Here is a 25,645-nt window from a genome sequence, read left to right as displayed (position 1 = left end):
GTTCACAACAAGTTGTACATAAAATCTTAATTCTATGCACGCAATAAAATTACTAAAAATATGCGCTTAATACCTGAATTCAATACTTGTTATCAACAGGATGTTAACAATAGTTTTCTTCGTATTACTTAATGTTTTTTTGGTGTTTTTTAGATTTAATTGTTTGCCAAGTTTTATGTGCTCATGTGAATTTTGCAGGTAAAATAAAAAGTCGAGATGAGTTCAGTAAGTATATAGTATCTTTGTCCTCATTAAAATTAAATGAAATGAGCAATATAGTCGCTGTGGTAGGTCGTCCAAACGTAGGGAAATCGACATTTTTTAACCGTCTTATTAAAAGACGTGAAGCAATCGTTGATGCTGTGAGTGGTGTTACACGAGATCGTCACTATGGCAAAACGGATTGGAATGGTAAAGAATTCTCTTTGATAGATACTGGTGGTTATGTGGTTGGAAGTGATGATGTTTTTGAAGCCGAAATAGACAAACAAGTAGAATTGGCCATAGATGAAGCTGATGCTATAATTTTTATGGTAGATGTGGAATCTGGCGTTACTGGAATGGACGAAGATGTTGCGCAACTCCTTCGAAAAGTAAAAAAGCCGGTTTTTTTAGTCGTTAATAAGGTTGATAATAATAAGCGCTTAGAAGATGCAGTTGAGTTTTATTCGCTTGGCTTAGGAGAGTATTTTGCTATTGCAAGTATCAACGGAAGTGGTACAGGAGATCTGTTGGATGCCGTAGTTGAGGCCTTACCGGAAAAGGAGGAGGTTGAAGAAGATGAATTGCCTCGATTCGCTGTAGTTGGAAGACCAAACGCTGGAAAATCGTCATTCATCAATGCATTAATAGGAGAGGAGCGCTACATCGTAACTGATATTACAGGTACCACACGGGATTCTATTGATACTAAATATAATCGTTTTGGATTTGAATTCAATTTGGTGGATACTGCTGGTATTCGTCGTAAATCTAAGGTAAAGGAAGATCTGGAATTTTATTCTGTAATGCGAAGTGTGAGGGCTATAGAACATTGTGATGTTTGTATGCTGGTGTTAGATGCTACGCGTGGTTTTGATGGTCAAGTGCAGAACATTTTTTGGTTGGCAGAGCGTAACCGAAAAGGCATTGTGATTTTGGTTAATAAGTGGGATTTAGTCGAAAAAGAAACGAAAACAGCCAAAGAATTTGAAAAACATATAAGACAAGAAATCGCACCATTTACAGATGTACCTATTGTATTTATTTCTGTATTAAATAAGCAACGTATCTTTAAAGCTATTGAAACAGCGGTCGAGGTTTACAATAACAGAACCAAACGAATAAAAACAAGTGTGCTCAATGAAACCTTGTTGCCCATAATAGAGCATCAACCACCTCCAGCTTATAAAGGGAAGTTTGTAAAAATAAAATACATCATGCAATTGCCAACTCCGCAACCGCAATTCGCATTTTTCTGTAATTTACCACAATATGTAAAAGAGCCGTATAAACGTTTCTTGGAAAATAAATTACGGGATCAATTCGATTTTACAGGCGTTCCGGTAAGTGTTTATATGCGGAAAAAGTAGTCTTTTTTGTAAGTTGATGTGCTTTTGCGTATGGTTAAATAAGAATTGGTGCGAATTAACATTTGTATCAAGTTAAATACTGTTCAAGAGTTTATTAGGTAATTTTAAGAAATTTCATACGATTTTTACTTTACTGACGTTTTATTTTTGAAAACGCTATTCATCAATCCATTGTCATGAAGAAACTATTGCTAGTTTTTGCATTACTATTTGCATTATATTCATTTGCCCAAGAAAAATCATTCGAAATTACCGGAACCCTTATTTCAGAGGACAATAGCGCACCGATCGAGTCCGCAACAGTTTATCTAGAACGTTTAAAAGATAGTACTGTAGTTTCTTATACTATTTCTGATAAGGACGGAAAGTTTAAAATTGAAAGTTCAACCTATGATAAAAGTTTGAATTTTTATATTTCTTACATCGGTTACAAAACCTACTTAAAAAAAATAGCAATTGATAGGGAGAAGATTGAGTTAAGTACAATTAAAATGCAATTGGATAATTTACTTGATGAAGTTTTGGTAAAATCTACAGCTCCAATAACGATTAAAAAAGACACCTTAGAATTCAACGTTAAATCCTTTAAAACTAAAAAAGATGCCAATGTAGAAGATCTACTCAAACAATTGCCAGGAGTTGAAGTCGATGAAGAGGGCAACATTACTGTTAATGGAAAACCAGTAAATAAAATTCTAGTTAATGGGAAACCGTTTTTTGGTAACGACCCTACGATTACAACCAAGAATTTAACCAAAGATCTTATTGAAAAAATCCAGGTTGTGGATACTAAAACAAAATCGGAAGCCTTTACGGGTGAAGAAGGAGATAAAGAAAATAAAACCATTAATCTTACCATAAAAGAGGAAAACAACAAAGGTGTTTTCGGACGCGTTTCTGCTGGTGCTGGAACAGACGAACGATACGAATTTGCTGGTATGGTCAACTTTTTTGACAATGATAGGCGTGTGAGCGTTTTAGCAGGCGGAAACAACACTAATTCACCAGGTTTTAGTTTTGGTGAAATTTCTAAAATGTTTGGCAGAGGAGGTGGAGTGTCCTTTAATAGTAATGGCTCATTTGCTTTGGGTGGTCGATCTTTTGGTGGTGGATCGGGCATCACAACCTCACAGAATGCAGGTATGAATTATGCCGACGTCATTGGTGATAACACCGATATTTCTGCCGATTATTTTTACGCATCAAGTAATTCTGAAGATCAATCATCATTGCAACGTGAAACTATTTTGGCAGACTCACGTTTTTTTACCAACTCAACTTCAACAACAGATAGTGATACGGAGAGTCATTCCACGAATTTGGAATTTGAGATTGAAACAGATTCTACATTTCAAATAAGTATCCAACCGTCATTCAGTTATTCAAAATCAAGAACGCAGTTTTCAAGTAATGAAGAAACTTTGAATGAAGCGATGGTGCTAACCAATGTATCTGAAGTCAATTCTAATGTAGAAAGTTTTGCCAAGCGCTTTTCGAATCAATTATCTGCAACCAAGCGTTTTGGAAACAAAGGAGGATTTGTTAGGGTAGAGTTGGAGACGGATGTCAACCAACGAGAAAGTGACGATTTTTTAAATTCAGATACCGAAGTATTTGGGTCAAATGCTGAAATTATTGATCGTAACCAGTTTACAGACGGTGACAATAACAGTTATGGATTGTCCACAGAATTCACCTATAGGATGCCAATAATTGCCAAAAAGTTCTTTTTGAATTTTGAATATGAATATGCCCGAGATAAGGATAACAATACCGAAAGTACGTTTGATTTTAATGACAACACACAAGATTTTAGCAATTTTAATAGTGATTTAAGTACGGATTTTCAATATTTAGATGTTCAAAGTATTCCAACCTTTGGGCTAACTTATCGTGGTGAAAAATTATCTACACGCGTCAATTTGGCCTATAACATGCGTACCTTAAAGAATGAAGATTTATTAAGACCACAGTTTAATGTAGAGCGTAAGTTTGAAAATATGCAAGCCAATGCTAGAATCAATTATAGATTCAGTCCCAAAGCATCGCTCTACGCTAATTATAGATTAGGTAATAATCCACCGGGTTTAAGGCAATTACAGGCTTTTACAGATGTGTCCAATCCCTTGCGAACGGTGATAGGTAATCCAAATTTAGAACCTTCAAACCAACATAGTTTTTATGCTGGTTACAACGGATTTGATTGGCAAAAGCGTACCGGTTTTTATGCCAATGCAGATGTAAACATTATAAACAATCAAGTCATTTCTAAAACTGTCGTGGATCCAGAAACATTAAAGCGGACCACAACTTATGAAAATGTTGATGGTAACTACAATTATGGTTTTTCAGCAAATTATACGAAGGACATAAAATTGGATACACTAAGAACTCTAAAATTAAGGTTAACAGGACGCTATAATTTTTCTGAACGGATTAACTTTAACAATGAAATAAAATATGCGAGTCAAGTAAGAACGATTTCTCCAAGAATAGGTGTCGATTTTATTTGGACTAAGGTTATGGAGTTTAAACCTTATTATCAGTTACAATTGACTACAAATGCTTATGATATCGCTGCCTTCGAAGATCGTGAATTTACAAGTCATAGTGCAGGATTGAGAACCGCAACCTTTTTGCCTAAAAATTTAGAATGGCGAAACGATATTAATTTTAATTACAATCCGAATGTCGCAGACGGTTTTCAAAAAAGTGCGTGGTTTTGGAATGCTACATTAGCTTATAGCCTCTTTAATGAAAAAGCCATTATAACATTGAAGGTTTATGATTTATTAAATCAAAACACCAATGCCAGACGAATTGCCACACAAGATTATATTGAAGATAGGCAAAGTACCGTTTTAAGGCAGTATTTTATGCTCAGTTTAAGCTATAAGTTTAATAGTTTGGGAAGTAAAGGGAATACGAGTGATGGCGATATTATCTTTTTTGATTGATTTTTTTTAGTTTAGAGTTCAAAGTTCAAAGTTCAAAGTTCAAAGTTCAGAGTTCAGAGTTCAGAGTTCAAAGTTCAGAGTTCAAAGTTCAGAGTTCAGAATTTCGAAAAATTGAAGATTATACTTTACACTTTACACTGAATACTGAATACTGAATACTGAATCCCGCGACTGAAAACTAAAGTTTTTTCCTTTGGGAAAATGTTCTGAATACCAGGAGTATTACCATCCTCCAGAAGCACCACCACCACCGAAACTTCCGCCACCGAAGCCTCCGCCGAAACCGCCTCCTCCACCAGAAGAGCCGCCTCCAAAACCTCCAAAGCCACCAGAAGAAGACCCTCTAGAATAACTTCCGCGTCCCATATTACTTAAAATAATAGCTTCGAGAATACTTCTACTGTCCGAACGGTTTCCTCTATTGCCGCCACCTCTGCCACCTCGACTTTTAGAAATGGCTATGATAAATATGACGAAAATTACAAATAAGAAAAACAGAACTTCAAAAGGAAATTCACTTTCGGTTTGTCGTGTGCCTTGGTATTCTCCAGTCATCACTTCAAAAATGGCATCTGTTGCACGATTGAGCCCTCCGTAATAATCATTTTGTTTGAAATAAGGAATGATATCATTGTTGATGATGCGCTTACTTAAGGCGTCGGTAAGCAAATGCTCAATGCCTTTACCTGTGCTAATACCAATTTTACGGTCGTCTCGCGCCAATAAAATAAAAATACCATTGTCTTTGTCTGCTTGTCCAATTCCCCAAGCTTCTGCCCATTGTGCACCCAAATAATTGATGTATTCACCTTTGGTAGAACTTATGGTAGCAATGACTATTTGTGTTGAAGTCGAATCGGAATAGCGTATAAGTTTTTGTTCTAAATTGTTTTTCTGTGTTGCTGAAAGTAAATTGATACCGTCGTAAACACTAGTTTGAAATTCTGGTTTTTCTGGAATGTCAAATTGAGCCCATCCAACAAATGGACTTGCTAATAATAGAAGTAATAAAAATCGAAACACTATGTTTTTCGTTTGGAGCATTAACCTTTTGAAATTGTATTATCTAGTTCATCTTTATCATGATGATGCCAAGGGAAGTATTGGGACAAAACTTTCCCTGCTTCTTTGATACCATCAATTAAACCTTCTTTAAAATTACCGGCTTTGAATTGGGCGGAAATTTTATCACGCGTGGAATTCCAGAAGTCGGCACCTACAATATTGTTAATGCCTTGATCGCCAAAAATCACAAAGGATTTATTGTCCACAGCGACATAAATTAAAACACCATTTCTTTGCAAGGTGTTGTCCATTTTTAAAATATGAAAGACCTCTAGCGCATGTTCGTAAACATCAATATCACATTTCTGTTCTATATGTACACGAATTTCTCCTGAGGTATCACATTCAGCAATTCTAATCGCTTCAACAATTTCCGCTTCTTCTTTTGAAGTTAAGAAATTCTCAATATTTGGCATAATGTGGTTTTAGTTAAAGTCGAAATCAACATCTGGCGCATTTTCACCTCCAGGATCTGCTTTATATCTTGGCATTTCTTCAAAACCAAACCAGCCAGCAAGTACGGAGCCTGGGAATTTTGATATATAGATATCGTAGGTGTTTACTTTTTCGTTATAACGATCCCTAGCCACATTAATACGGTTTTCGGTACCTTCTAATTGACTCTGAAGTTCTAAAAAATTCTGATTGGCTTTTAATTCCGGATAGCGTTCAACAGATACCAAAAGCTTAGATAATGCGCCACTCAGTCCACTTTGGGCTTGTTGAAATTGCGACATATTTTCTGCTGTTAAATTACTAGCATCTATCGTCGTAGATGTTGCTTTGGCTCTAGCCTCAATAACTTCCCTTAAAGTGTTTCTTTCAAAATCTGCTGCGCCTTGAACCGTTTTAACTAAGTTACCAATTAAATCATTTCGCCTTTGATAGGAGCTTTCAACATTAGACCAAGCGGTTTTTGCATTAGCCTCATATTCAACCGCAGTATTGTTAAATCCTACAGCCCATTGGTAAATTGCAAATCCTAAGAGTGCAATAATTATAACTGGAATTAGCCATTTTTTCATGATAGTTTAGTTTAAAGTTGTGTTTTGATTTTTGTTAGTTGAGCTTTTATGCTTTCGAGTTTTTCGATGATTTCAAATTTATTCAAGGCCTGTTTCTTTTCCTCCTTAAGATGTGTTTTGGCGCCTTCAAGGGTAAACCCACGTTCTTTTACCAAATGGTATATGAATTTGAGATTCTTAATATCCTCTGGTGTGAATTTTCGATTGCCTTTAGCATTCTTCTTTGGCTTTAAAGCATCGAATTCCTTTTCCCAAAATCGAATTAAGGACGCATTTACCTTAAAAGCTTTAGCAACTTCGCCAATGCCATAATATCGTTTTTCCGGTAGTTCTATATGCATCTTAATCTAAGGATTGGTTTTCTAATGACGCTTTTTTCAGCAATATATCGTATTCTTCGGCTGATAAGTTACCGTAATAGAAGTTAATGGGATTAATACGTTCACCATCCTTAAAAACTTCGTAATGTAAATGCGGTGCTTCAGAGCGTCCTGTACTACCAACATAGCCTATTAAATCGCCACGCTTAACACGCTGATTTACTTTGACGTTGTACTTGTATAAATGGGCATATAAAGAAATATAGCCATAACCATGATCGATTCGAATATGGTTGCCATAGCCCGTAGATCCATTATCGGCTCGTTTTACTACGCCGTCTCCAGAGGCATAAATTGGCGTACCACGTGGTGCCGTAAAATCCATACCAAAATGAAATTTCCGCACTTTAGTAAACGGATCGGTTCGGTAACCATAACCCGATGCCATACGTGTCATATTCACATTGCTTATGGGTTGAATCGCAGGGATGGCTTCTAAAAATTTCTCTTTGTCTTCGGCAAGTTTGGCAATTTCATCCAAAGATTTGGATTGTACCACTATTGCTTTTTCCAAAATATCCAAGCGCTTGTTACTTTCTGCAATGAGTTGAGAATTGTCAAACCCTTCATATTTTTTATAACGGTTAACACCGCCAAATCCTGCGCGCCGTTGTTCTGTAGGGATAGGATTGGCTTCAAAATAAAGTCTGTAAATGGCATTGTCCCGTTCTTCAACATTTTCCAGTGCAGCAATGGCATCGTCCATACGTTTATTGATCAATTCGTATTGCAACTCCATATTTTGCAATTCCCTTGCCATCTGACGTTCTTTTGGCGACTCTATATATTGACTGGCAATGAAGAACGACAGAAATCCAAAAAGTGCTGCAGCCGTTAAAAAGACGGTTACATACTTAAAAGTTGTTCTTTTTTTACGCTGTATCTTACGGTAAGAAAGCGTTTCGGAATCATAATAATATTTTACTTTAGCCATGTTTGAATTTATACTATTTTTGCAGCTCATAAGCGCACAAAGCAAGCGACTTTTATTAGCCTAACGTCCAAACCTACAAAAATAATATTACATTATAATTTATTGTAATTAATTTGTAGGTCTACGAACACCAAAATCGAAATTAAGAGATTGGTGAGTAAAGATAAAAAATTGTTTTGCATTTTTGATAATTAATTAATAACAAGCTCTAATTTCAGTATATGAAGTCTCAAGACATCCGTTCTAAATTTTTAAATTTCTTTGAAGAAAAACAACATCTTATTGTGCCTTCTGCGCCAATGGTATTGAAGGATGACCCAACCTTAATGTTTGTTAATTCTGGAATGGCACCATTTAAAGAGTATTTTTTAGGAAATGCAGAACCAAAAAAGAATAGAATTGCAGATTCACAGAAATGTTTACGGGTTTCTGGTAAGCACAATGATTTAGAGGAAGTAGGATACGATACCTACCACCACACCCTTTTTGAAATGTTGGGCAATTGGAGTTTTGGCGATTACTTTAAGAAGGAAGCTATTGCTTGGGCTTGGGAATTACTGACTGAAGTTTATGGTATAGACAAGGATATCTTATATGTGACCGTTTTTGAAGGTAGTGATGATGGCGATCAACTTGAAATGGATACCGAAGCTTATGATATTTGGAAGCAGTATATTTCTGAAGATCGTATTTTAAAAGGTAATAAAAAGGACAATTTCTGGGAAATGGGCGATCAAGGTCCTTGTGGCCCTTGTAGTGAAATCCATGTGGATATTCGTTCGGCTGAAGAAAAAGCAAAGATTGATGGAAAGACCTTAATTAATAGGGATCATCCACATGTGGTTGAAGTATGGAATTTGGTCTTTATGCAATACAACCGTAAAGCGAATAAATCATTAGAACCTTTGCCAAATAAGCATATCGATACAGGAATGGGATTTGAACGTTTGTGTATGGTTTTGCAAGGTGTTCAAAGTAATTATGACACCGATGTTTTTATGCCGATTATTCGGGAAATAGAAACCATTACTAATCAGAAATATGGGAATGATGAAGAAATTGATATCGCCATACGTGTGATTTCAGATCATGTGCGAGCTGTTGCATTTTCGATTGCAGATGGGCAATTGCCAAGCAATACAGGTGCTGGTTATGTCATTCGAAGAATTTTGCGTAGAGCAGTAAGATATGGATTCACATTTTTAGATAAAAAAGAACCATTTATATATCGTTTGGTGGATGTGTTGAGTAAAAAAATGGGCGAGGCATTCCCTGAATTGAGAGCTCAAAAAGCATTGATTGAAAACGTCATTAAAGAAGAAGAGGCCTCATTTTTAAGAACTTTGGATCAAGGTTTGGTATTACTGAACCGTATTGTTGAAGACACAAAAGGAGATACCGTTTCTGGCGAAAAGGCTTTTGAGTTGTATGATACTTATGGTTTTCCTATTGATTTGACAGCTTTAATTTTATCAGAAAAGAATTTAAAGTTAGATGAAAAAGGATTTAATAAGGAATTACAAAAACAAAAAGACAGATCACGATCAGCAAGTGAAACTTCAACTGACGATTGGACTGTTTTAATTGAAGATGATGTTGAAGAATTTATTGGTTACGATACTTTAGAGGCCAATGTGAAAATTACCAGATATAGAAAAGTAACCTCAAAAAAGGATGGTGAAATGTATCAGTTGGTTTTCAACCTGACACCATTTTATCCTGAAGGAGGCGGACAAATAGGAGATAGAGGGTTTTTAGAAGATAAGCATGGCGATGTGATCTATATTTTAGATACCAAGAAGGAAAACAATGTCATTATTCATTTTACTAAAAATTTGCCAGAGCATCTCAACGAAAGTTTTAAAGCAGTCGTAAGTGGCGAAAATAGAGCCTTATCGTCTAGCAATCATACCGCGACCCATTTATTACACCAAGCTTTGAGAACCATTTTAGGAGATCATGTGGAGCAGAAAGGTTCCTTGGTAAAACCAAAGTCACTGCGATTCGATTTTTCTCATTTTTCTAAAGTCACACCAGAACAGTTACAGGAAATTGAAGATTTTGTAAACGCACGAATCGAAGGGAAATTACCATTGGAAGAACAACGCAATATTCCGATGGAAAAAGCCATTGAAGAAGGTGCGATGGCATTATTCGGAGAGAAATATGGCGATACAGTACGGACGATTCGTTTTGGAAAATCTATAGAGTTGTGTGGTGGAATTCACGTAAAGAATACTTCTGACATCTGGCATTTTAAAATTGTATCAGAAGGTGCAGTTGCGGCAGGAATAAGACGCATTGAAGCCATAACCAATAAAGCAGTTAAAGATTATTTCTCTGAAAACAACTCCGCTTATCTCGAAATGAAAGGCTTATTGAATAATGCTAAAGAACCTGTTAAAGCTTTAGAGCAACTTCAAGAGGAAAATAATGATCTGAAAAAGCAAATTGAAAGTTTACTAAAAGATAAGGCCAAAAATATAAAAGGCGAGCTAAAGAATGAGTTAACCGAAATAAATGGTATTCTATTTTTAGCTAAGAAACTCGATTTGGATGCCTCAGGCATAAAAGATGTCTGTTTTGAAATGGGCAGTCAGTTTGATAATCTATTCTTGTTATTTGGAGCAGAGAATGATGGTAAAGCAATTTTGTCCTGTTATATCTCAAAAGAATTGGTGGCGAGTAAAGGTCTAAACGCAGGAACAATTGTTAGGGAACTAGGCAAGCATATCCAAGGTGGTGGAGGTGGACAACCTTTCTTTGCTACAGCTGGAGGTAAGAATCCTTCTGGAATTGAGGCTGCTTTGGCGGCTGCTAAGGATTATTTAAGTTAAAAATAAAGGCTCGCAAAGGCGCAAAGACGCAAAGCGTGACGTTTTTACTGTTGGGAAATATGTAAGGAAAATAATTATAATGTGTTCGAGTATGCATTTGGGACACTGCTGCCAAATACTATCGGTACTGAGAGAAAATAAATATTGAATGACAGAAAACGATATATCCAGAATAGTAATTGACGTATGTTATCACATTCACGTTGAACTTGGGCCAGGATTGTTGGAATCTGTCTATGAAGAGATTCTGTACCTCGAATTAAAAAATGAAGGATTAATTGTCGAACGACAAAAGCCTTTACCTGTGACGTGGAGAGGCAAACTACTGGATTTAAAATATAGAACGGATATTATTATCGAGAATAAAGTAATTATTGAAATTAAGTCGGTACAAGAAATCCATCCTGTACATCCAAAACAATTATTAACATACTTAAAACTATCAGGTCTTAGGTTAGGTTTACTAATTAATTTTAATAGTCCATTAATCAAAACAGGAATTACCAGAATAGTCAATGGACTTTGATTTTTTGATTATTGAATATAAAACCTTTTTATTGAGCATGAGTAAGCCTTTGCTTCTCTGCTGCCGAATACTTTCGGTATTGCGAGAAAAAACGATTCATATAAAGAAAATGAATAAATATTATTAACTTTCAAATGAAAATCTCTTAAGCACATTAAGACAGAACGAAAAAAGCATTAATAATAAGCCATTTTTCAAATAAACCATTTTTTATTGTACAAGAGTAAGCCTTTGCGTCTTTGCGCCTTTGCGAGAAAATGAATTTACAAACCAAAATAACACTCAAAAAACAACCTCATAATCAAATCGATTATAGCTCTAAAGTGCTCTTAATTGGTTCATGCTTCTCAGAAAATATAGGAAGCAAGTTTGAGCATCATAAGTTTCAGTCTAAGGTCAACCCTTTCGGAATATTATTCCATCCTATAGCAATTGAAAACCTTATCACCCGTTCCATAAATAAAGACTATTATTCTGAAGACGATTTACACTTTCATAATGAACAATGGAGCTGTTTAGATGCGCATTCTAAATTAAATAATGCCTCCAAAGAGAATTTATTAGAAACGCTTAATGCTCAAATTGATGCGACTTACAATCAACTTATTAGTGCAAGTCATGTTATAATAACACTTGGAACAAGTTGGGTGTATAGGTATATCGCGTCCGATAAAATTGTTGCCAATTGCCAAAAACTACCACAAAAACAGTTTTTAAAAGAGTTGCTTTCGGTTCAAGAAATTACCGAATCGATAGAAGCAATTATCACTTTAGTAGGAGATATTAATCCGAATGTGAATTTTATTTTTACGGTGTCGCCAGTAAGGCACATTAAGGATGGTTATGTGGAAAATACATTAAGTAAATCGCATTTAATTGCTGCTGTGCATGAGTTGCTAAATCAAAAATCGTCAATTGTCAATCGTCAATCTTACTATTTTCCGTCGTATGAAATCATGATGGATGAATTAAGAGACTATCGTTTTTACAATGCTGATATGTTGCATCCAAATCAGGTTGCTATAGATTATATCTGGGAAAAATTTAAAACCGTTTGGTTGACTGATGATGCTTTAAAAACTTCAGAAATGGTAACTTCAATTCAAGCAAAAAAAGCGCATCGTCCTTTTAATCCAAATTCTAAAGCACATCAAGATTTTCTGACTAAACTACAGTCTGATATTGATGATTTGAGCGCAAAATATTCCCATATTTCTTTTTAAAATACATTTAAAAAACATTAAATCAAGGAGTTGTAAAAATATACGCAATTCATCGTATGTTCTGGCTTTATCTTATTGTGCAAATTTGTCTCATTATTAATCTTTAAATTATTAAAAAATGAGAAAATTCAACCAAATCATGTTATTTATAATGACAGTTTCATTAGTAACATTCACATCATGTTCTTCAGACGACGACGGCGGCAGTGTAGGCAATGCGCCTTCGGGAACACTCGTAGCAAGTGTAGATGGCTCAAATTACCAATCTATGGAGATTTCGTCTTCTGCAACTCTAGCCAATAATGGACAAAACCTTACAATCATAGCCACTAATAGCGATGGAAATGCTTTTTCGTTTACTATTTTCGGTTATAGTGGCGTAGGTACTTATGATTTTGATGGTTCAATCAGCACAGGAGTTAATGTGGCAACCTATACTGAAACCGATGTGAATTTAAGCAATCCTATAAATTCAACAACAGAAGTGTGGCAAGCACCTTACGAGAATTTATCTGTGGGCTCTATAAGTATTGCAGAGGAAACTGATAACAATATCAAAGGAACTTTTCAATTTACCTGTAAAAATCTTAATGGAGATCAGTCCGTAAAATCAATTACTGACGGTTCATTTGATTTAGGGAAGCAAACGATGTAGGTTTTTGAATTTTAATAATATTAACCCAAAAATCATGAAAAAAATTTTATTATCGCTAGCTGTTGTACTATGTGCAGCACAAGTGCAATCTCAGACTCTAGGTGAATTTAAAACCAAGGTTGATAATTTTGGAACAAAACCAAAAAAGAAGTCCTCTAAAAAGATCTATATCAATAGTTTTAATGTTATGGTCGAGGTATATCGCGAAGATATAGACTACAAGGGAAAACGTGAATTTAGAGGAAAAGGTAGGGCAGAAGCGACATCGCAAGCAGCGCTTGGTCTGTTGGGTGTAGATGGTGAGTTGCTTCAGCAAAAAACAGATCAGCTTTACAGTGAGTTTATAGAGGATCTAAAGGCCAAAGGTTTTCAAATAATGACTAGTGACCAAGTTAAGGACGTAGATTATTATCGAAAATCAGTTGCATTTAAAGGGCCTATGGTCAGAGAAAGTGCAAATCCGGGTATGCTAGAAATTATACCAACTAGTTTTAGTGGTTTTACCTCTGAAAAAAACGCTGAAGGAAAGAAAAGTCAAAAAAGTGGTCTGTTTCCAGGTCTTAATGGTGCTAGTAAGTTGGTTAGAAATACCAACATGCTTTCTAAGCAATTGGATGATGCCATAGTAATTGATGTAAATTTAGCACTAACTTGGAGTGAAACTGGCGGAAGTTGGTTTGCTGGATTAGGTGGTGCCAATGCACAGGTTAAAACCAATCTTGCCTTAGGTGAAAAGGCGGTATCTGCACCTAGTGAAAACGGAAAATCAAAAGGAAAAGAGGATTATTATATCTTACCAAACGATTTTGTTGTAGCGCAAGGAAGCGGTTTAAAAAAAGTAACTTGGAAAGGCTATCTTAAAAAGCCCATTGGCATTTCGGGAGTGATTCAAGATACAAAAGTACAATCCTACAACAAAGGAAATGTGGCTACGTCATACGATGTTGGGAACATGTACAAAGTAACAAGTTGGACAAGTTCCATATCTGAAAATGCAAAATTTGTTGAGGTGGACGGAGAACAATTTTCTGAGGCACTTTATATGTCTGGAAAAGCTTTTATTAAAGATCAGTTAAATTATTTATTCGATCAATATAAATTGTAGTTAATATTAGAGTCAATGTTAAAAAGCATCAGGTACAAATTCATTTTGAGTTTTTGGTATCTGATGTCTTTTTATTTATACTGAAGTATGAAAAAATTAATACTCACCTTTATAATTTGTAGTCTATCAATTTTAAGTTTTTCTCAAAACTTGGATTGTTTATTGGTTGTTGCCAAAAAACCAAAAAGGATTCTGTAAAAATTAGGATGTATAATGAAATCGGCTTCGGTTATATTTTTAATAACCTAACGAAAGCTGTTGAGGTTATAGAAGAAGGTAAGCAATTGGCAGAAACTGCTCAATTTCAATTTGGGATTACAGAACTTACCAATACGCATGGTATTTATATGGATGTCATGGGCAAAAGTGATTCGGCGCGTTATTATTTTGAAAAGGCACTAAAGATGAGTCGTTCACATGGATTTAAAAAAATAGAGTCCATGTGCATAAACAATCTAGGAATGTTCAATTGGAACAGAGGCAATTATGATGACGCTTTAAAAACTTCAGAAATGGTAACTTCAATTCAAGCAAAAAAAAGCGCATCGACCTTTTAATCCAACTTCGCAAGCACATCAAGATTTTCTGACTAAACTACAGTCAGAAATTGATGATTTACGTAAAAAACATCCTCACATTTCGTTTTAAAATAAACAAAATCAATTAGTTATAAAAATATACGCAATTCATCGTATGTTTTGGCTTTATCTTATTGTGCAAATTTGTCTCATTATTAATCTTTAAATTATTAAAAAATGAGAAAATTCAACCAAATCATGTTATTTGTAATGATAGTTTCATTAGTAACATTCACATCCTGTTCTTCAGACGACGATGGCGGCAGTGTAGGCAATGCGCCTTCGGGAACACTCGTGGCAAGTGTAGATGGTGCAAATTACCAATCTATGGAGATTTCGTCTTCTGCAACTCTAGCCAATAATGGACAAAATCTTACAATCATAGCCACTAATAGCGATGGCAATGCTTTTTCGTTTACTATTTTCGGTTATAATGGCGTTGGTACTTATGATTTTGATGGTTCAATAAGCACAGGAGTTAATGTGGCATCCTATACTGAAACCGATGTCAATTTAAGTAATCCACAAAATTCCACCACAGAAATATGGCAAGCACCTTATGAGAATTTATCTGTGGGCTCTATAAGTATTTCAGAGGAAACAGATACCAATATCAAAGGGACTTTTGAATTTACCTGTAAAAATGTCAATGGAGATCAGTCCTTGAAAACAATTACTGATGGGTCGTTTGATTTACAGAAGCAAGTTACTAACTAAGAAAGTTTAGAAGAAAGGCCAGAAAACTCAAATTTAAAAATTAGCGAAGCTTGCATTCGTTAAGAATGCAGCTTTTCTTTTGGCTCAAAATTTTTAAGAACTTTATTATGACTATCATTTTGGGCGAAAAAAATCAATATTAAAATACAATTCTTATGAAATCATTATATAAAAAACTACGTTTTACAGCTTTAGCTATATTTTTTTTAGGAATGTCAAGCCCTATTGATGCACAAAAATCTATTCAAGATTTAGCAGAATTGAAAGACAGAAAATGGGATAAATTAGTTAAAAGCTATAAAAACAATAGTACCTGGATTGATCAGCTTAAAGGGTTACTAAATGAAGATTTATTATCTGAAGATAATTTACCTAACCCGAAAAAAATAGGGGTTTTAACGATGCAGATTTGGGATAAATCCATAACTAAAATAAGCAAATCAACAACTAGGACATCATTCTCAACAACCACTACAACATTATATTCAAAACATTATTTAACAGCTTCAGGAAGTAATATTGTTGCAGACAAGTTTCTCGATAATATGTTACCCATTTTAAAAACTAAATTTGAGGAAGAGAACATTTCTTTACTAGAACCAAAAGACTACTTAACTAATGAAGAAAAAACAAATATTTATAAAGAAGGTGTAAATAAAGTAGAATTAAGTGGTTTATCTAAGTCCTTGCAAAAATTGAATAAATTTTTCACTAAGAAGGATTTAGAGGTTCAAGGCTCATTGTCTGCAACGGGATATGAATTTTATCCGTTAAGCGCAAAATTAGTTTCATCGGACTTTAAAGCACCTGCCTCAGTAGGATTGATAGCAGAAGATCTAGAATTAGACGCGGTATTGGTAATCACCATTAATGTGAGTTTGGAGAATCGAGGTAAAAGTTTGATGCTTCACGGCATTGAAACAGCTTTGGTTGGGCCAATTGATGATGATACAAGTAAAGAATTCAAAGGCGTAATTGGTGCAGGAATGATGAATAAATACCGCGATGGGTTAAGCTTCAGTTCCGTTTATTTTGAAGTAGAACCATTTGAAATTGCGGAATTGGATAAAAAAAGTGGGGAATTTGAGGAGTGGTATTTAGAAGGATTGGATACAGTAACCTCAAGAATGTCTGACGATTTAATTACAGGCTTGAAAAAATTTATTGCTTTAGACAAATCGAGGTGATAAATCTTGTTGTTAAGGGTTGTTTTGTAATTTATTGCAGTTGTTAGTAATAGCGCTTAACCTCTTAAAATTTCAATTTAGCGAAAAAGCAACGTAGGATGAAAATATCTTCTTATATTAAAATGCTATTAATCAATATGTTTAAAAAAGCATCAAATACGTTTTCTGTTTTAAAGCACAGACTGTACTTGATGCTTTTGTCAGGTTTCAATATGAATACAAAACTTATCCTCATTGCCTTAATTTGTCTTTTTCCAATTTTCGGATTTTCCCAAAACTTAGATAGTCTTCTAACCGTTGCCAAGAAAACTGAAAATGATTCAGTTAAAATTAGAATGTACAACAAACTTGCTTTCAGTTATATTTTTAATGATACAGAAAAAGCTTTGAAGGTGATTAACGAAGGAAAACAACTTGCAAAGGCAGCTGATTTTAATTTTGGGCTAAACGAGTTGACAAATGTGCACGGTATTTATATGGATGTCACAGGACAATCCGACTCAGCGAAATTTTATTATAAAAAAGCTCTAAAGATGAGTCAGGATTATGGCTTTAAAAAAATAGAATCCATGTGCATTAACAATCTCGGAATGTTAAATTGGAATCTCGGAAACTACGAGATTGCTCTAGATTACTTCTTCCAATCCTTAAAGATGGATGAAGCAACTGACAGTGGTGAAGATTCTAGTGCCATAGCTTTGAATAATATAGGGCTTATTTATCAAGAAATGAACCTTAGTAAAAAAGCTCTAAACTATCATAAGAAGGCCTTAGCGATTAGGGAAAAATATAATATGGAAAATGAGCAAATCGCCTCATTAAATAATATTGGTATCAACCTAAAGGACTTAGGAAGAATTGACGAAGCCATTTCTACCTACAAAAAAGGTATAGCATTGGCCAAACGAAAAGAAAATTTAATGGAGTATTATAGGCTTTTGGATAATTTGGCAAATGCCTACTCTGAAAAAACTGAGCTAGAATTAGCCTTACAAACCTATTTAAAAGCGTTGGAAAGAGCCGAAGGCTATAATGCAGATGAAAAAAGCCTTTTATCCACTTACAATAATATAGCGACCCTATATAATGAAACCAATCAACCAAAATTGGCAAAAATGTATTTAAATAAAGGGTTTTCGCTGGTTGAAAAATATCCTGAAACCGAACTGGTTGCTGCGGACCTTTATCTAACAAGTGCAGAAAGCCACTATATGTTAGATGATTTTGAAACGGCAAGAGCACATAGATCCAAATTTACGAACTTAAAAGATTCTATTTTTTCAGAAACAAATGCGGAAAAAATTGCGGATTTAGAGATTAAATACGAAACCGAAAAAAAAGAAACTGAGATTCTTTTGCAACGCGCCAAAATTGCTGAAAGTGATCTGATCATTCAAGAACGTAATTATCAGATTTTTGGGCTTATTGGTTTGGCTGTGATTCTAAGTCTTATAGGTTATCTCATTTATAATCAACAAGAATTAAAGAACAAGCAGTTACAAAAAGAAAATGAACTCAAAGACGCCTTAATAAAAATAGAAACCCAAAACAAATTACAAGAACAACGCTTAAGAATCAGTAGGGATTTACATGATAATATTGGAGCTCAACTCACATTTATAATTTCATCTATTGATAATTTGAAATATGCTTTTGAGATTAATGATGAAAAATTAAATACAAAACTCAGTACCATTAGCAATTTTGCGTCAAGTACCATTTATGAACTTCGAGATACGATTTGGGCCATGAATAAAAGTGAAATTACATTTGAAGATTTACAAATCAGAATTTCAAACTTTATCGATAAAGCTGATTTAGCGTCTCATAATATTACCTTCAATTTCAAGGTTGAAGATGGAATTAATAAAACATTTACCTCCATAGAAGGCATGAATATTTATAGAATCATTCAAGAAGCCATTAACAATACACTCAAATATGCAGAAGCTTCTGACATAAATATCGTTATTAGTAAAGTTAATAAACAAATGCAAATTGAGATTACTGACGATGGCAAAGGGTTTGATGAAACTAAAGTGGCATTAGGCAATGGCATTCAAAACATGAAAAAACGAGCCATGGAAATGAATGGTAACTTAATTGTAAGATCGGATAAAAACAGGGGCACAACAATTTCCCTCAATTTATAAACTAAGATTAAATTCAATGGAACACTTTTAAATGGGAAATGAATATGAAAACAAGAATAGCCATAGTAGATGATAACAATTTCCTCATAAAAACAGTAGCGGAGAAGTTGTCTTTTTTTGAAGATTTAGAAGTAAAGTTCGTCGCTACGAATGGGCAGGACTTGTTGGAAAAGCTCGATGAAAATAATAGCGTAGATTTAATTTTGATGGATATTGAAATGCCAACACTAAATGGTATTGAAGCTACAGAACAAGTGAAGCAAAAATATCCACAAATTAAAATTATTATGCTCACCGTATTTGATAATGACGAAAACATTTTTAATGCCATTAAGGCTGGAGCCGATGGCTATTTGTTAAAGGAAATAAATGCAGGTGATTTACATTCCGGTATTTTGGACACCTTAAATGGTGGTGCAGCTATGAATCCTTCAATTGCTCTAAAAACCTTGAAATTATTACGGAATCCGTTTGTTGAAAATAATGAAGAAAAAGAGCAAATAAAACTTACCGAACGTGAAATCGATGTCTTGGAACAATTAAGTAAAGGTTTAAGTTATAATGCTATTGCGGAAAACCTTATTCTTTCAACAGGAACTATAAGAAAACATATAGAAAACATGTATCGCAAACTTCAGGTTCATAATAAATTGGATGCGGTTCAGAAAGCTAGACGGAACAATATTATTTAACCCTAACACTATCAGGAACAAGCTGTGTATAATCGCCATGATTTCTAATCACATCCCTTACAATAGAAGAAGAAATAAAGGAGGTTTTTGCAGCTGTCAATAAGAATACGGTTTCAATTTTAGACAATTTTCTATTGGTATGGGCGATCGCTTTTTCAAATTCAAAATCAGCAGGATTTCTTAGTCCTCTAAGAATAAACTGTGCATCAATTTTATCACAAAAATCGATGGTCAAACCTTCATAGGTGACGACCTTTACTTTAGGTTCATTTTCAAACGATTTTTCAATAAAGGCTTTTCGCTCTTCTAAAGGAAACATATATTTTTTTTCGGCATTGATACCGATGGCAACAATCACTTCATCAAATAATTTAATGCCACGCTGTATAATATCGTAATGTCCATTTGTAATAGGATCAAAAGATCCTGGGAATAATGCTCGTTTCATATCTGTTTTCTGCGAAAGAAGTAATTCTCTTATTAGTTTCTATAACAAAGATAAGAATTAATGAATTGAGTGATGCATTCAAAAATCGTAATTCAAAAATCGTCAATTCTTCAACGCTTCCTCTATAGCGTTCCCAAACAAATCCTTCAAGCTAATGCCGGCTTTGGCGGCTTGTTGCGGTAAAATACTTTCTTTGGTCAAACCAGGAACCGTATTCACTTCAAGCAAGTAAGGTTGATCATTCTTAAAGATAAATTCACTTCTGGAAAACCCTTTCATTTTTAGAATTTCATAAATTCTTTTCGCTTCGGATGTCACTTTAGTCGCATAATCTTCAGAAATTCTTGCAGGCGTAATTTCTTGGGATTTACCTTCATATTTAGCTTGGTAATCAAAAAAATCGTTTTCAGAAACGATTTCAGTAATAGGTAAAACAAGCGTTTCGCCTTTATAGGAAATGACACCAACCGACACTTCAACACCGTCTAAAAACTGTTCGATAATGATTTCGTTATCTTCTTTAAATGAAGTGTTAATCGCAGCCTGAAGCGCTTCTTTTTTATAAACTTTAGAGATTCCAAAACTACTTCCAGCTTTGTTGGCCTTTACAAAACACGGTAAGCCCACTTTAGCGATAATCGCATCTTCATCAACGGAATCACCAAGATTAAGTGGATAACTCTCGGCCGTTTTAATGCCATAGGGTTTTAAAGTCGCTAACAAATCGCGCTTATTAAAGGTTAAAGCGGCCTGATACATAGCACAACTGGTTTGTGGCATGCCTAACAATTCAAAATAGCCTTGCATAAAGCCATCTTCACCAGGCGAGCCATGAATGGCATTAAATACACAATCGAACTCTATTTTGGTTTCATTCACCAAAACCGAAAAATCATTTTTATCAACGTCAAATTCTTCATCCAAATTATTGACAAAAACCCATTTGTCCTTAAAAATATGAATACGATACGCATTGTATTTGTTTTTATCTAGCGCATCAAAAACGACGTTGCCGCTCTTTAAAGAAATCTTATATTCGCTAGAATAGCCACCCATTATTATTGCAATATTTTTTTTCATCATAGTGCCCACGAATATGGGTGTCTTTTAAATTAAAAATAGTCGTACCGTAAAAGTATAATTTATTTTGATTGTTTGCATTTGTAATTTTGAATTAGATGTTCCGATAATCTAAATTTATAAAACATACGTATTTTGTGAGTACAACGTTATAATACCACTATAATTTCTTAGTTTTGCCAACAATTATTTGCATATGAGTTTTGTTAAGTTTCTTACCAGTAAAGTTTTTTTTAAACAAATAGCATTGGCCATTGTAGCTGTTGTGGTCTTGTGTTTTATTATTTTAAAATGGTTAAATATTTCTACCAATCATGGCGAATTTGTAATTGTGCCAGACTTAAAAGGTAAATCTTTGGAAACCGTAGGAATAGAATTGAAGGACAACGATTTGGCTATGGAAATCCAAGATTCTGCAAATTATAATCCCAAATACCCAAAATATTCTGTAATAGAACAAAATCCTAAAGCAGGTTCTCAGGTTAAGGAAAATAGAAAAATTTATTTAATCTTAAACCCTTCAGGTTATCGCAAAGTTGAAGTGCCAAATATCTTAAAACGAACCTTTAGACAGGCAAAACCACAATTGGAAGCTTTGGAATTTGAAATTGGTGAGATCACATACAAAGATGCTATAGGAGAAGGCGTAATGTCCATGTCCCATAAAGGTAAACCCTTAAAACCAGGTGCATTATTGCCATTGACGTCCAAGATAGACTTGGTTGTTGGTAATGGTAAACTTTAATTCACAACCATGCCAAATATTCCAGATTTTTCCGAAGACGACGACAACGAATTGTACGAGCATCACGCGTTTAGGGTCGTCAAAGGTCAACAGCCACTTCGTATCGATAAATACTTAATGAATTTCATTGAAAATGCCACACGTAATAAAATTCAGGCTGCGGCAAAAGATGGTAGTATTTTTGTAAACGATGTTCCTGTAAAATCGAATTATAAAGTAAAACCAAACGACTATATTACTGTTAAGTTTGAGCATCCACCACACGAGAATCTTTTAATTGCAGAAGATATTCCCATCGATGTGGTTTACGAGGATGATGATTTATTGGTGGTCAACAAACCCGCAGGAATGGTGGTACATCCAGGACATGGTAACTATTCCGGAACTTTAATAAATGCCTTAATTTTTCATTTCGAAAACCTTCCTAATAACTCAAGTGAACGACCTGGTTTAGTGCATCGTATCGATAAGGATACCAGCGGATTATTGGTGGTTGCCAAAACCGAACAAGCCATGGCACATCTGTCGAATCAGTTTGCCAAAAAAACCAGCGAACGCGAATATGTAGCGTTGGTTTGGGGAAACATAGAAGCTGAAGAAGGCACCATTGAAGGCAATATTGGCCGTCACCCAAAAAACAGGTTACAGAACACAGTTTATTTGGAAGACGAAGAAGAAAAAGGTAAACCAGCCGTGACCCATTACAAAGTTTTGGAGCGTTTGGGTTACGTCACTTTAGTGAGCTGTAAACTCGAAACTGGTCGCACGCACCAAATTCGTGTCCATATGAAACATATTGGACATACCTTATTTAATGATGAACGTTATGGCGGCGAACGCATCTTAAAAGGCACCACCTTTACCAAATACAAGCAATTTGTAGATAACTGTTTCAAGATTCTGCCAAGACAAGCCTTACATGCCAGAACACTGGGATTTGTGCATCCTACCACAGGAGAATTTATGAAATTTGAATCTGAAATTCCTGAAGATATGCAGCAATGTATAGAGAAGTGGCGGCACTATGCTAAGCACGTCTAAATTCCTGCGAAAGCAGGAATCTATAAGTCGTAAAATCACGAGCTTTAGGGCTAGCCTAGAACTATATATTCACTTTTTTTGGGCGTTACTCCACTCCGCTTAAGCTACGTAGAGTCAGGCTGTCCATTATATCTTTTTTTGTAATGGCTTCGTCTTTGCTCAGCCATTGCAAAAAAAGGATGCCATTTCCATCCTTAACGCAAATAGCTGCGGAAGCAGGTGTCTCATTCCGAAGCTAATACTTGTTTAAGTGCATGAAGTAAAAACTTTATTGAATCATATATTGGAGACGTGTTTTAACATTGCAATAGGCATCAATTATAACACTATCAATATTCGTTCTCACGAATGTTTGATACTCTTTATTTTAGGTTGTATTTTTACAATAAGAAAACTATAGAAAATTGTTTAACCTTAAATGAAATTCCTGCTTTCGCAGGAAGTTGTATGAAACTAGTACTATCACCAGCAAAATCCTTGGATTACGAAACCGAACTGCCAACGACAAAAGCAACAGAAGGTCGTTTCTTGGAAGAAGCCGAACGCTTAAATAAATTATTAAAAAAGAAATCTCCTAAGAGTTTATCTAAACTCATGAGCATTTCAGATAATTTGGCAGAATTAAACTACGAGCGTAATCAAGACTGGGAATTGCCATTTACAAAAGCCAATTCAAGGCAGGCCATTTATGCCTTTAGTGGCGATGTTTATAGAGGTTTGGATGCATATACCATTGATACCAAAAAACTGGATAAAGTTGAGGATACCGTCCGAATTCTTTCAGGATTATATGGTATTTTAAAGCCTTTGGATTTAATTCAACCATACCGATTGGAAATGGGTACGAAAATGGCAGTGGGAAACAATAAAAACCTTTACGAATTCTGGAATAATAAAGTGACAAAGGCTTTAAACGACGAACTGGAAGATGATGAACTGTTCCTAAATTTGGCGAGTAACGAGTATTTTAAAGCTATCGATACAAAAGCCTTAAAAGTGCCTGTAGTGAATGTGGCGTTTAAAGAATTTAAAAATGGTAAGTATAAAATTATAGCGATTTATGCCAAGGTTGCTAGAGGATTAATGACGAGATATATTATTGACACAAATGCCAAGACCATTGACGATATAAAAGGGTTTAATCACGAGAATTATGGGTTCAGTGAAGAATTATCTTCTGAGAATGAATTGGTATTTACGCGATGATTTTCAGACCTTTTAGGTTTTTAAAACTTGAAAGGTCTTTAGTTTGTTGTTTCTGCTAATTCTTAATTTCAGAGTCTTAAAAAGTTAGTATATTTAGAATTCTAACCATCTTTCATGTATTACTATTTAATTGTTGCCCTTCAGGCGTTTTGTATTTATCATGTGTACAAAAACCATAAACCTTATTATTGGTATTTTCTTATATTTTTCATTCCTGTTATTGGTTCTGTAATTTATATTATTACCCAAGTTTATAATAAAAATGATGCGGATAAGATTCAAGATGAAATTACATCCATTATCAATCCTACCAAGAAAATCAGAGATTTAGAAAAGAAAATTGCGTTTTCTGATACGTATGCCAACAGAATGGAATTGGCTGAGGCTTATATACAGAACAAAGATATACCTAATGCCATAGTCAATTATAAGAAGACGCTAGAAGATACAGTGCAAGATGATTTATTTGCTCGGCAACAATTGATCGTTTGTTACTTTCGGCTAAAGGATTATGTTAAAGTGGTTGAGCATGCTGAAGCCATACAAAGCAAAACAGAATTTAAAGGTTCTGAGCAACAGTTTTTTTACGGTTTGGCTTTAAAGGAATTAGGAAAAGTAGAACAGGCAGAAGTACAATTAAAGCAAATTGACCGACCGTATTCTAATTATAATGAACGTTTAGAATTGGCAAAATTTTACATAGAAAATAATCGTGTTGATGAAGGTAAGGCCTTGTTGGAACAGATTTACGCAGAATCCCAAAACATGACCAAACCGAACAGACGTATTTACAGAAACACTATTGTTGAGGTTGAGCGATTGCTAAAAACGTTGTAATGTTTTTACACCAACATCCATACGAGCCTTTCATTCAAAAGGATACTAAAAAACTGATTGTCGGTACCTTGCCACCACCAAGATTTTCAACAGGAGATTTATTGGAAAAAGATGTCGATTTTTGCTATGGTAGCTATTACAATTCGCTGTGGTTGTTTATAGATAAAATCCATAATCTAAATTTACGTTTCGATAATTCCCAAGAAGCCATCGACCAACGTAAAACGTTTTTACAGGAAAACAAAATAGGCATATGTGACATCGTAGAAAGTGCAGAACGTGAAAAAATAGATGCGTCAGATTTGGGTATGCAGAATATAAAACTAAGGGATGTGGTCGGATATTTAAAACAATATTCCCATATAGAAACGATTTTATTTACTGGAGGCAATAGTAAAAACGGCCCAGAATACTTTTTTAGAAAACACCTCAAGGAGTACAATCTAAAACTAGAATTGGTGAACAATGAAGTGCCAAGAATTCATAAATTCTCACTATGTCATTCTGGGCAACACGAAGCATCTAAAAAATTAAGAACCATAAAAACCGTTTCTCTAACCTCAGGTTCTGGAGCGGCAAATATGTCAATTAGCAGATTGCCTTTATACAAACAACTCAAGGCCAAAAATCCCGATTTCAACACCTTTGATTTTAGGGTGATGCAGTATTCTGAATTCTTTTAG

General features: G+C 34.8%; 24 protein-coding genes. 17 read left to right on the top strand and 7 right to left on the bottom strand.

Annotation, left to right across the window (positions count from 1 at the left end):
• Nucleotides 1-266: 266 nt before the first annotated feature.
• Entirely contained in the window at nt 267-1,571 is a 1,305-nt protein-coding gene (gene der / locus HM987_RS13670; protein WP_179008610.1) for a ribosome biogenesis GTPase Der, read from the top strand.
• Nucleotides 1,572-1,747: 176 nt separating this feature from the next.
• On the top strand, nt 1,748-4,528 hold the full coding sequence (locus HM987_RS13665) for an outer membrane beta-barrel protein (RefSeq protein ID WP_179008609.1): 2,781 nt from the start codon (nt 1,748-1,750) through the stop codon (nt 4,526-4,528).
• 222 nt (nt 4,529-4,750) lie between these two features.
• Here the strand turns inward: HM987_RS13665 and HM987_RS13660 are convergent, their stop codons facing one another.
• Genes HM987_RS13660 through HM987_RS13640 form a run of 5 tightly spaced genes read right to left on the bottom strand, consistent with a single transcriptional unit; the run spans nt 4,751 to nt 7,932 of the window.
• Nucleotides 4,751-5,572: a TPM domain-containing protein gene (locus HM987_RS13660; RefSeq protein WP_179008608.1), complete on the bottom strand. Its 822-nt coding sequence runs from the start codon at nt 5,570-5,572 to the stop codon at nt 4,751-4,753.
• Nucleotides 5,572-6,009, bottom strand: a complete 438-nt coding sequence (locus HM987_RS13655) for a TPM domain-containing protein (RefSeq protein ID WP_179008607.1) — start codon at nt 6,007-6,009, stop codon at nt 5,572-5,574. The genes HM987_RS13660 and HM987_RS13655 overlap by 1 nt, the downstream gene beginning before the upstream one ends.
• A gap of 9 nt (nt 6,010-6,018) precedes the next feature.
• Entirely contained in the window at nt 6,019-6,618 is a 600-nt protein-coding gene (locus HM987_RS13650) for a LemA family protein (protein ID WP_179008606.1), read from the bottom strand.
• A gap of 11 nt (nt 6,619-6,629) precedes the next feature.
• Nucleotides 6,630-6,959: a MerR family transcriptional regulator gene (locus HM987_RS13645; RefSeq protein ID WP_179008605.1), complete on the bottom strand. Its 330-nt coding sequence runs from the start codon at nt 6,957-6,959 to the stop codon at nt 6,630-6,632.
• A 1-nt stretch (nt 6,960) separates the two neighbouring features.
• Nucleotides 6,961-7,932: a M23 family metallopeptidase gene (locus tag HM987_RS13640; protein ID WP_179008604.1), complete on the bottom strand. Its 972-nt coding sequence runs from the start codon at nt 7,930-7,932 to the stop codon at nt 6,961-6,963.
• A gap of 221 nt (nt 7,933-8,153) precedes the next feature.
• On the opposite strand from HM987_RS13640, the gene alaS reads away from it, so the two are divergent.
• The 10 genes from alaS (at nt 8,154) to HM987_RS13590 (ending at nt 19,605) form a co-directional block, all read left to right on the top strand.
• Entirely contained in the window at nt 8,154-10,769 is a 2,616-nt protein-coding gene (gene alaS / locus HM987_RS13635; RefSeq protein ID WP_179008603.1) for an alanine--tRNA ligase, read from the top strand.
• 148 nt (nt 10,770-10,917) lie between these two features.
• On the top strand, nt 10,918-11,295 hold the full coding sequence (locus tag HM987_RS13630) for a GxxExxY protein (RefSeq protein WP_179008602.1): 378 nt from the start codon (nt 10,918-10,920) through the stop codon (nt 11,293-11,295).
• Nucleotides 11,296-11,552: 257 nt separating this feature from the next.
• Nucleotides 11,553-12,518, top strand: a complete 966-nt coding sequence (locus HM987_RS13625) for a GSCFA domain-containing protein (RefSeq protein WP_179008601.1) — start codon at nt 11,553-11,555, stop codon at nt 12,516-12,518.
• Nucleotides 12,519-12,636: 118 nt separating this feature from the next.
• Nucleotides 12,637-13,173 (top strand): DUF6252 family protein, encoded by a 537-nt coding sequence (locus HM987_RS13620; RefSeq protein WP_179008600.1) that lies wholly within the window; start codon nt 12,637-12,639, stop codon nt 13,171-13,173.
• Between the two features lie 34 nt (nt 13,174-13,207).
• Nucleotides 13,208-14,278, top strand: a complete 1,071-nt coding sequence (locus HM987_RS13615) for a hypothetical protein (RefSeq protein WP_179008599.1) — start codon at nt 13,208-13,210, stop codon at nt 14,276-14,278.
• A 206-nt stretch (nt 14,279-14,484) separates the two neighbouring features.
• On the top strand, nt 14,485-14,835 hold the full coding sequence (locus HM987_RS13610) for a tetratricopeptide repeat protein (RefSeq protein ID WP_179008598.1): 351 nt from the start codon (nt 14,485-14,487) through the stop codon (nt 14,833-14,835).
• Between the two features lie 198 nt (nt 14,836-15,033).
• Nucleotides 15,034-15,573 (top strand): DUF6252 family protein, encoded by a 540-nt coding sequence (locus HM987_RS13605; RefSeq protein WP_179008597.1) that lies wholly within the window; start codon nt 15,034-15,036, stop codon nt 15,571-15,573.
• 155 nt (nt 15,574-15,728) lie between these two features.
• Nucleotides 15,729-16,760: a hypothetical protein gene (locus HM987_RS13600; RefSeq protein WP_179008596.1), complete on the top strand. Its 1,032-nt coding sequence runs from the start codon at nt 15,729-15,731 to the stop codon at nt 16,758-16,760.
• Between the two features lie 98 nt (nt 16,761-16,858).
• Nucleotides 16,859-18,913 (top strand): tetratricopeptide repeat-containing sensor histidine kinase, encoded by a 2,055-nt coding sequence (locus HM987_RS13595; protein ID WP_179008595.1) that lies wholly within the window; start codon nt 16,859-16,861, stop codon nt 18,911-18,913.
• A gap of 44 nt (nt 18,914-18,957) precedes the next feature.
• Nucleotides 18,958-19,605 (top strand): response regulator transcription factor, encoded by a 648-nt coding sequence (locus HM987_RS13590; RefSeq protein WP_179008594.1) that lies wholly within the window; start codon nt 18,958-18,960, stop codon nt 19,603-19,605.
• On the opposite strand, the gene coaD is transcribed toward HM987_RS13590, so the two are convergent.
• Nucleotides 19,598-20,053: a pantetheine-phosphate adenylyltransferase gene (gene coaD, locus HM987_RS13585; RefSeq protein ID WP_179008593.1), complete on the bottom strand. Its 456-nt coding sequence runs from the start codon at nt 20,051-20,053 to the stop codon at nt 19,598-19,600. The two genes, HM987_RS13590 and coaD, sit on opposite strands and share 8 nt — an antisense overlap.
• 102 nt (nt 20,054-20,155) lie before the next feature.
• Nucleotides 20,156-21,133, bottom strand: a complete 978-nt coding sequence (locus tag HM987_RS13580; RefSeq protein ID WP_179010060.1) for a D-alanine--D-alanine ligase — start codon at nt 21,131-21,133, stop codon at nt 20,156-20,158.
• A gap of 196 nt (nt 21,134-21,329) precedes the next feature.
• Here HM987_RS13580 and HM987_RS13575 point away from each other — a divergent pair, with 196 nt between their 5' ends.
• The 5 genes from HM987_RS13575 (at nt 21,330) to HM987_RS13555 (ending at nt 25,645) form a co-directional block, all read left to right on the top strand.
• Nucleotides 21,330-21,878: a PASTA domain-containing protein gene (locus HM987_RS13575; protein ID WP_179008592.1), complete on the top strand. Its 549-nt coding sequence runs from the start codon at nt 21,330-21,332 to the stop codon at nt 21,876-21,878.
• Between the two features lie 9 nt (nt 21,879-21,887).
• Nucleotides 21,888-22,919, top strand: coding sequence for an RluA family pseudouridine synthase (locus HM987_RS13570; RefSeq protein WP_179008591.1), 1,032 nt, complete (start codon nt 21,888-21,890; stop codon nt 22,917-22,919).
• Nucleotides 22,920-23,366: 447 nt separating this feature from the next.
• Nucleotides 23,367-24,125: a peroxide stress protein YaaA gene (gene yaaA, locus HM987_RS13565; RefSeq protein ID WP_179008590.1), complete on the top strand. Its 759-nt coding sequence runs from the start codon at nt 23,367-23,369 to the stop codon at nt 24,123-24,125.
• 114 nt (nt 24,126-24,239) lie between these two features.
• On the top strand, nt 24,240-24,962 hold the full coding sequence (locus HM987_RS13560) for a hypothetical protein (RefSeq protein ID WP_179008589.1): 723 nt from the start codon (nt 24,240-24,242) through the stop codon (nt 24,960-24,962).
• Nucleotides 24,962-25,645, top strand: coding sequence for a uracil-DNA glycosylase family protein (locus tag HM987_RS13555; RefSeq protein ID WP_179008588.1), 684 nt, complete (start codon nt 24,962-24,964; stop codon nt 25,643-25,645). Before HM987_RS13560 ends, HM987_RS13555 begins: the two co-directional genes overlap by 1 nt.

The sequence above is a fragment of the Winogradskyella forsetii genome (assembly GCF_013394595.1).
Lineage (GTDB): Bacteria > Bacteroidota > Bacteroidia > Flavobacteriales > Flavobacteriaceae > Winogradskyella > Winogradskyella forsetii.
The sequence above is the reverse complement of the archived record's forward strand: the minus strand, read 5'-3'. Positions and strand labels throughout refer to the sequence as shown.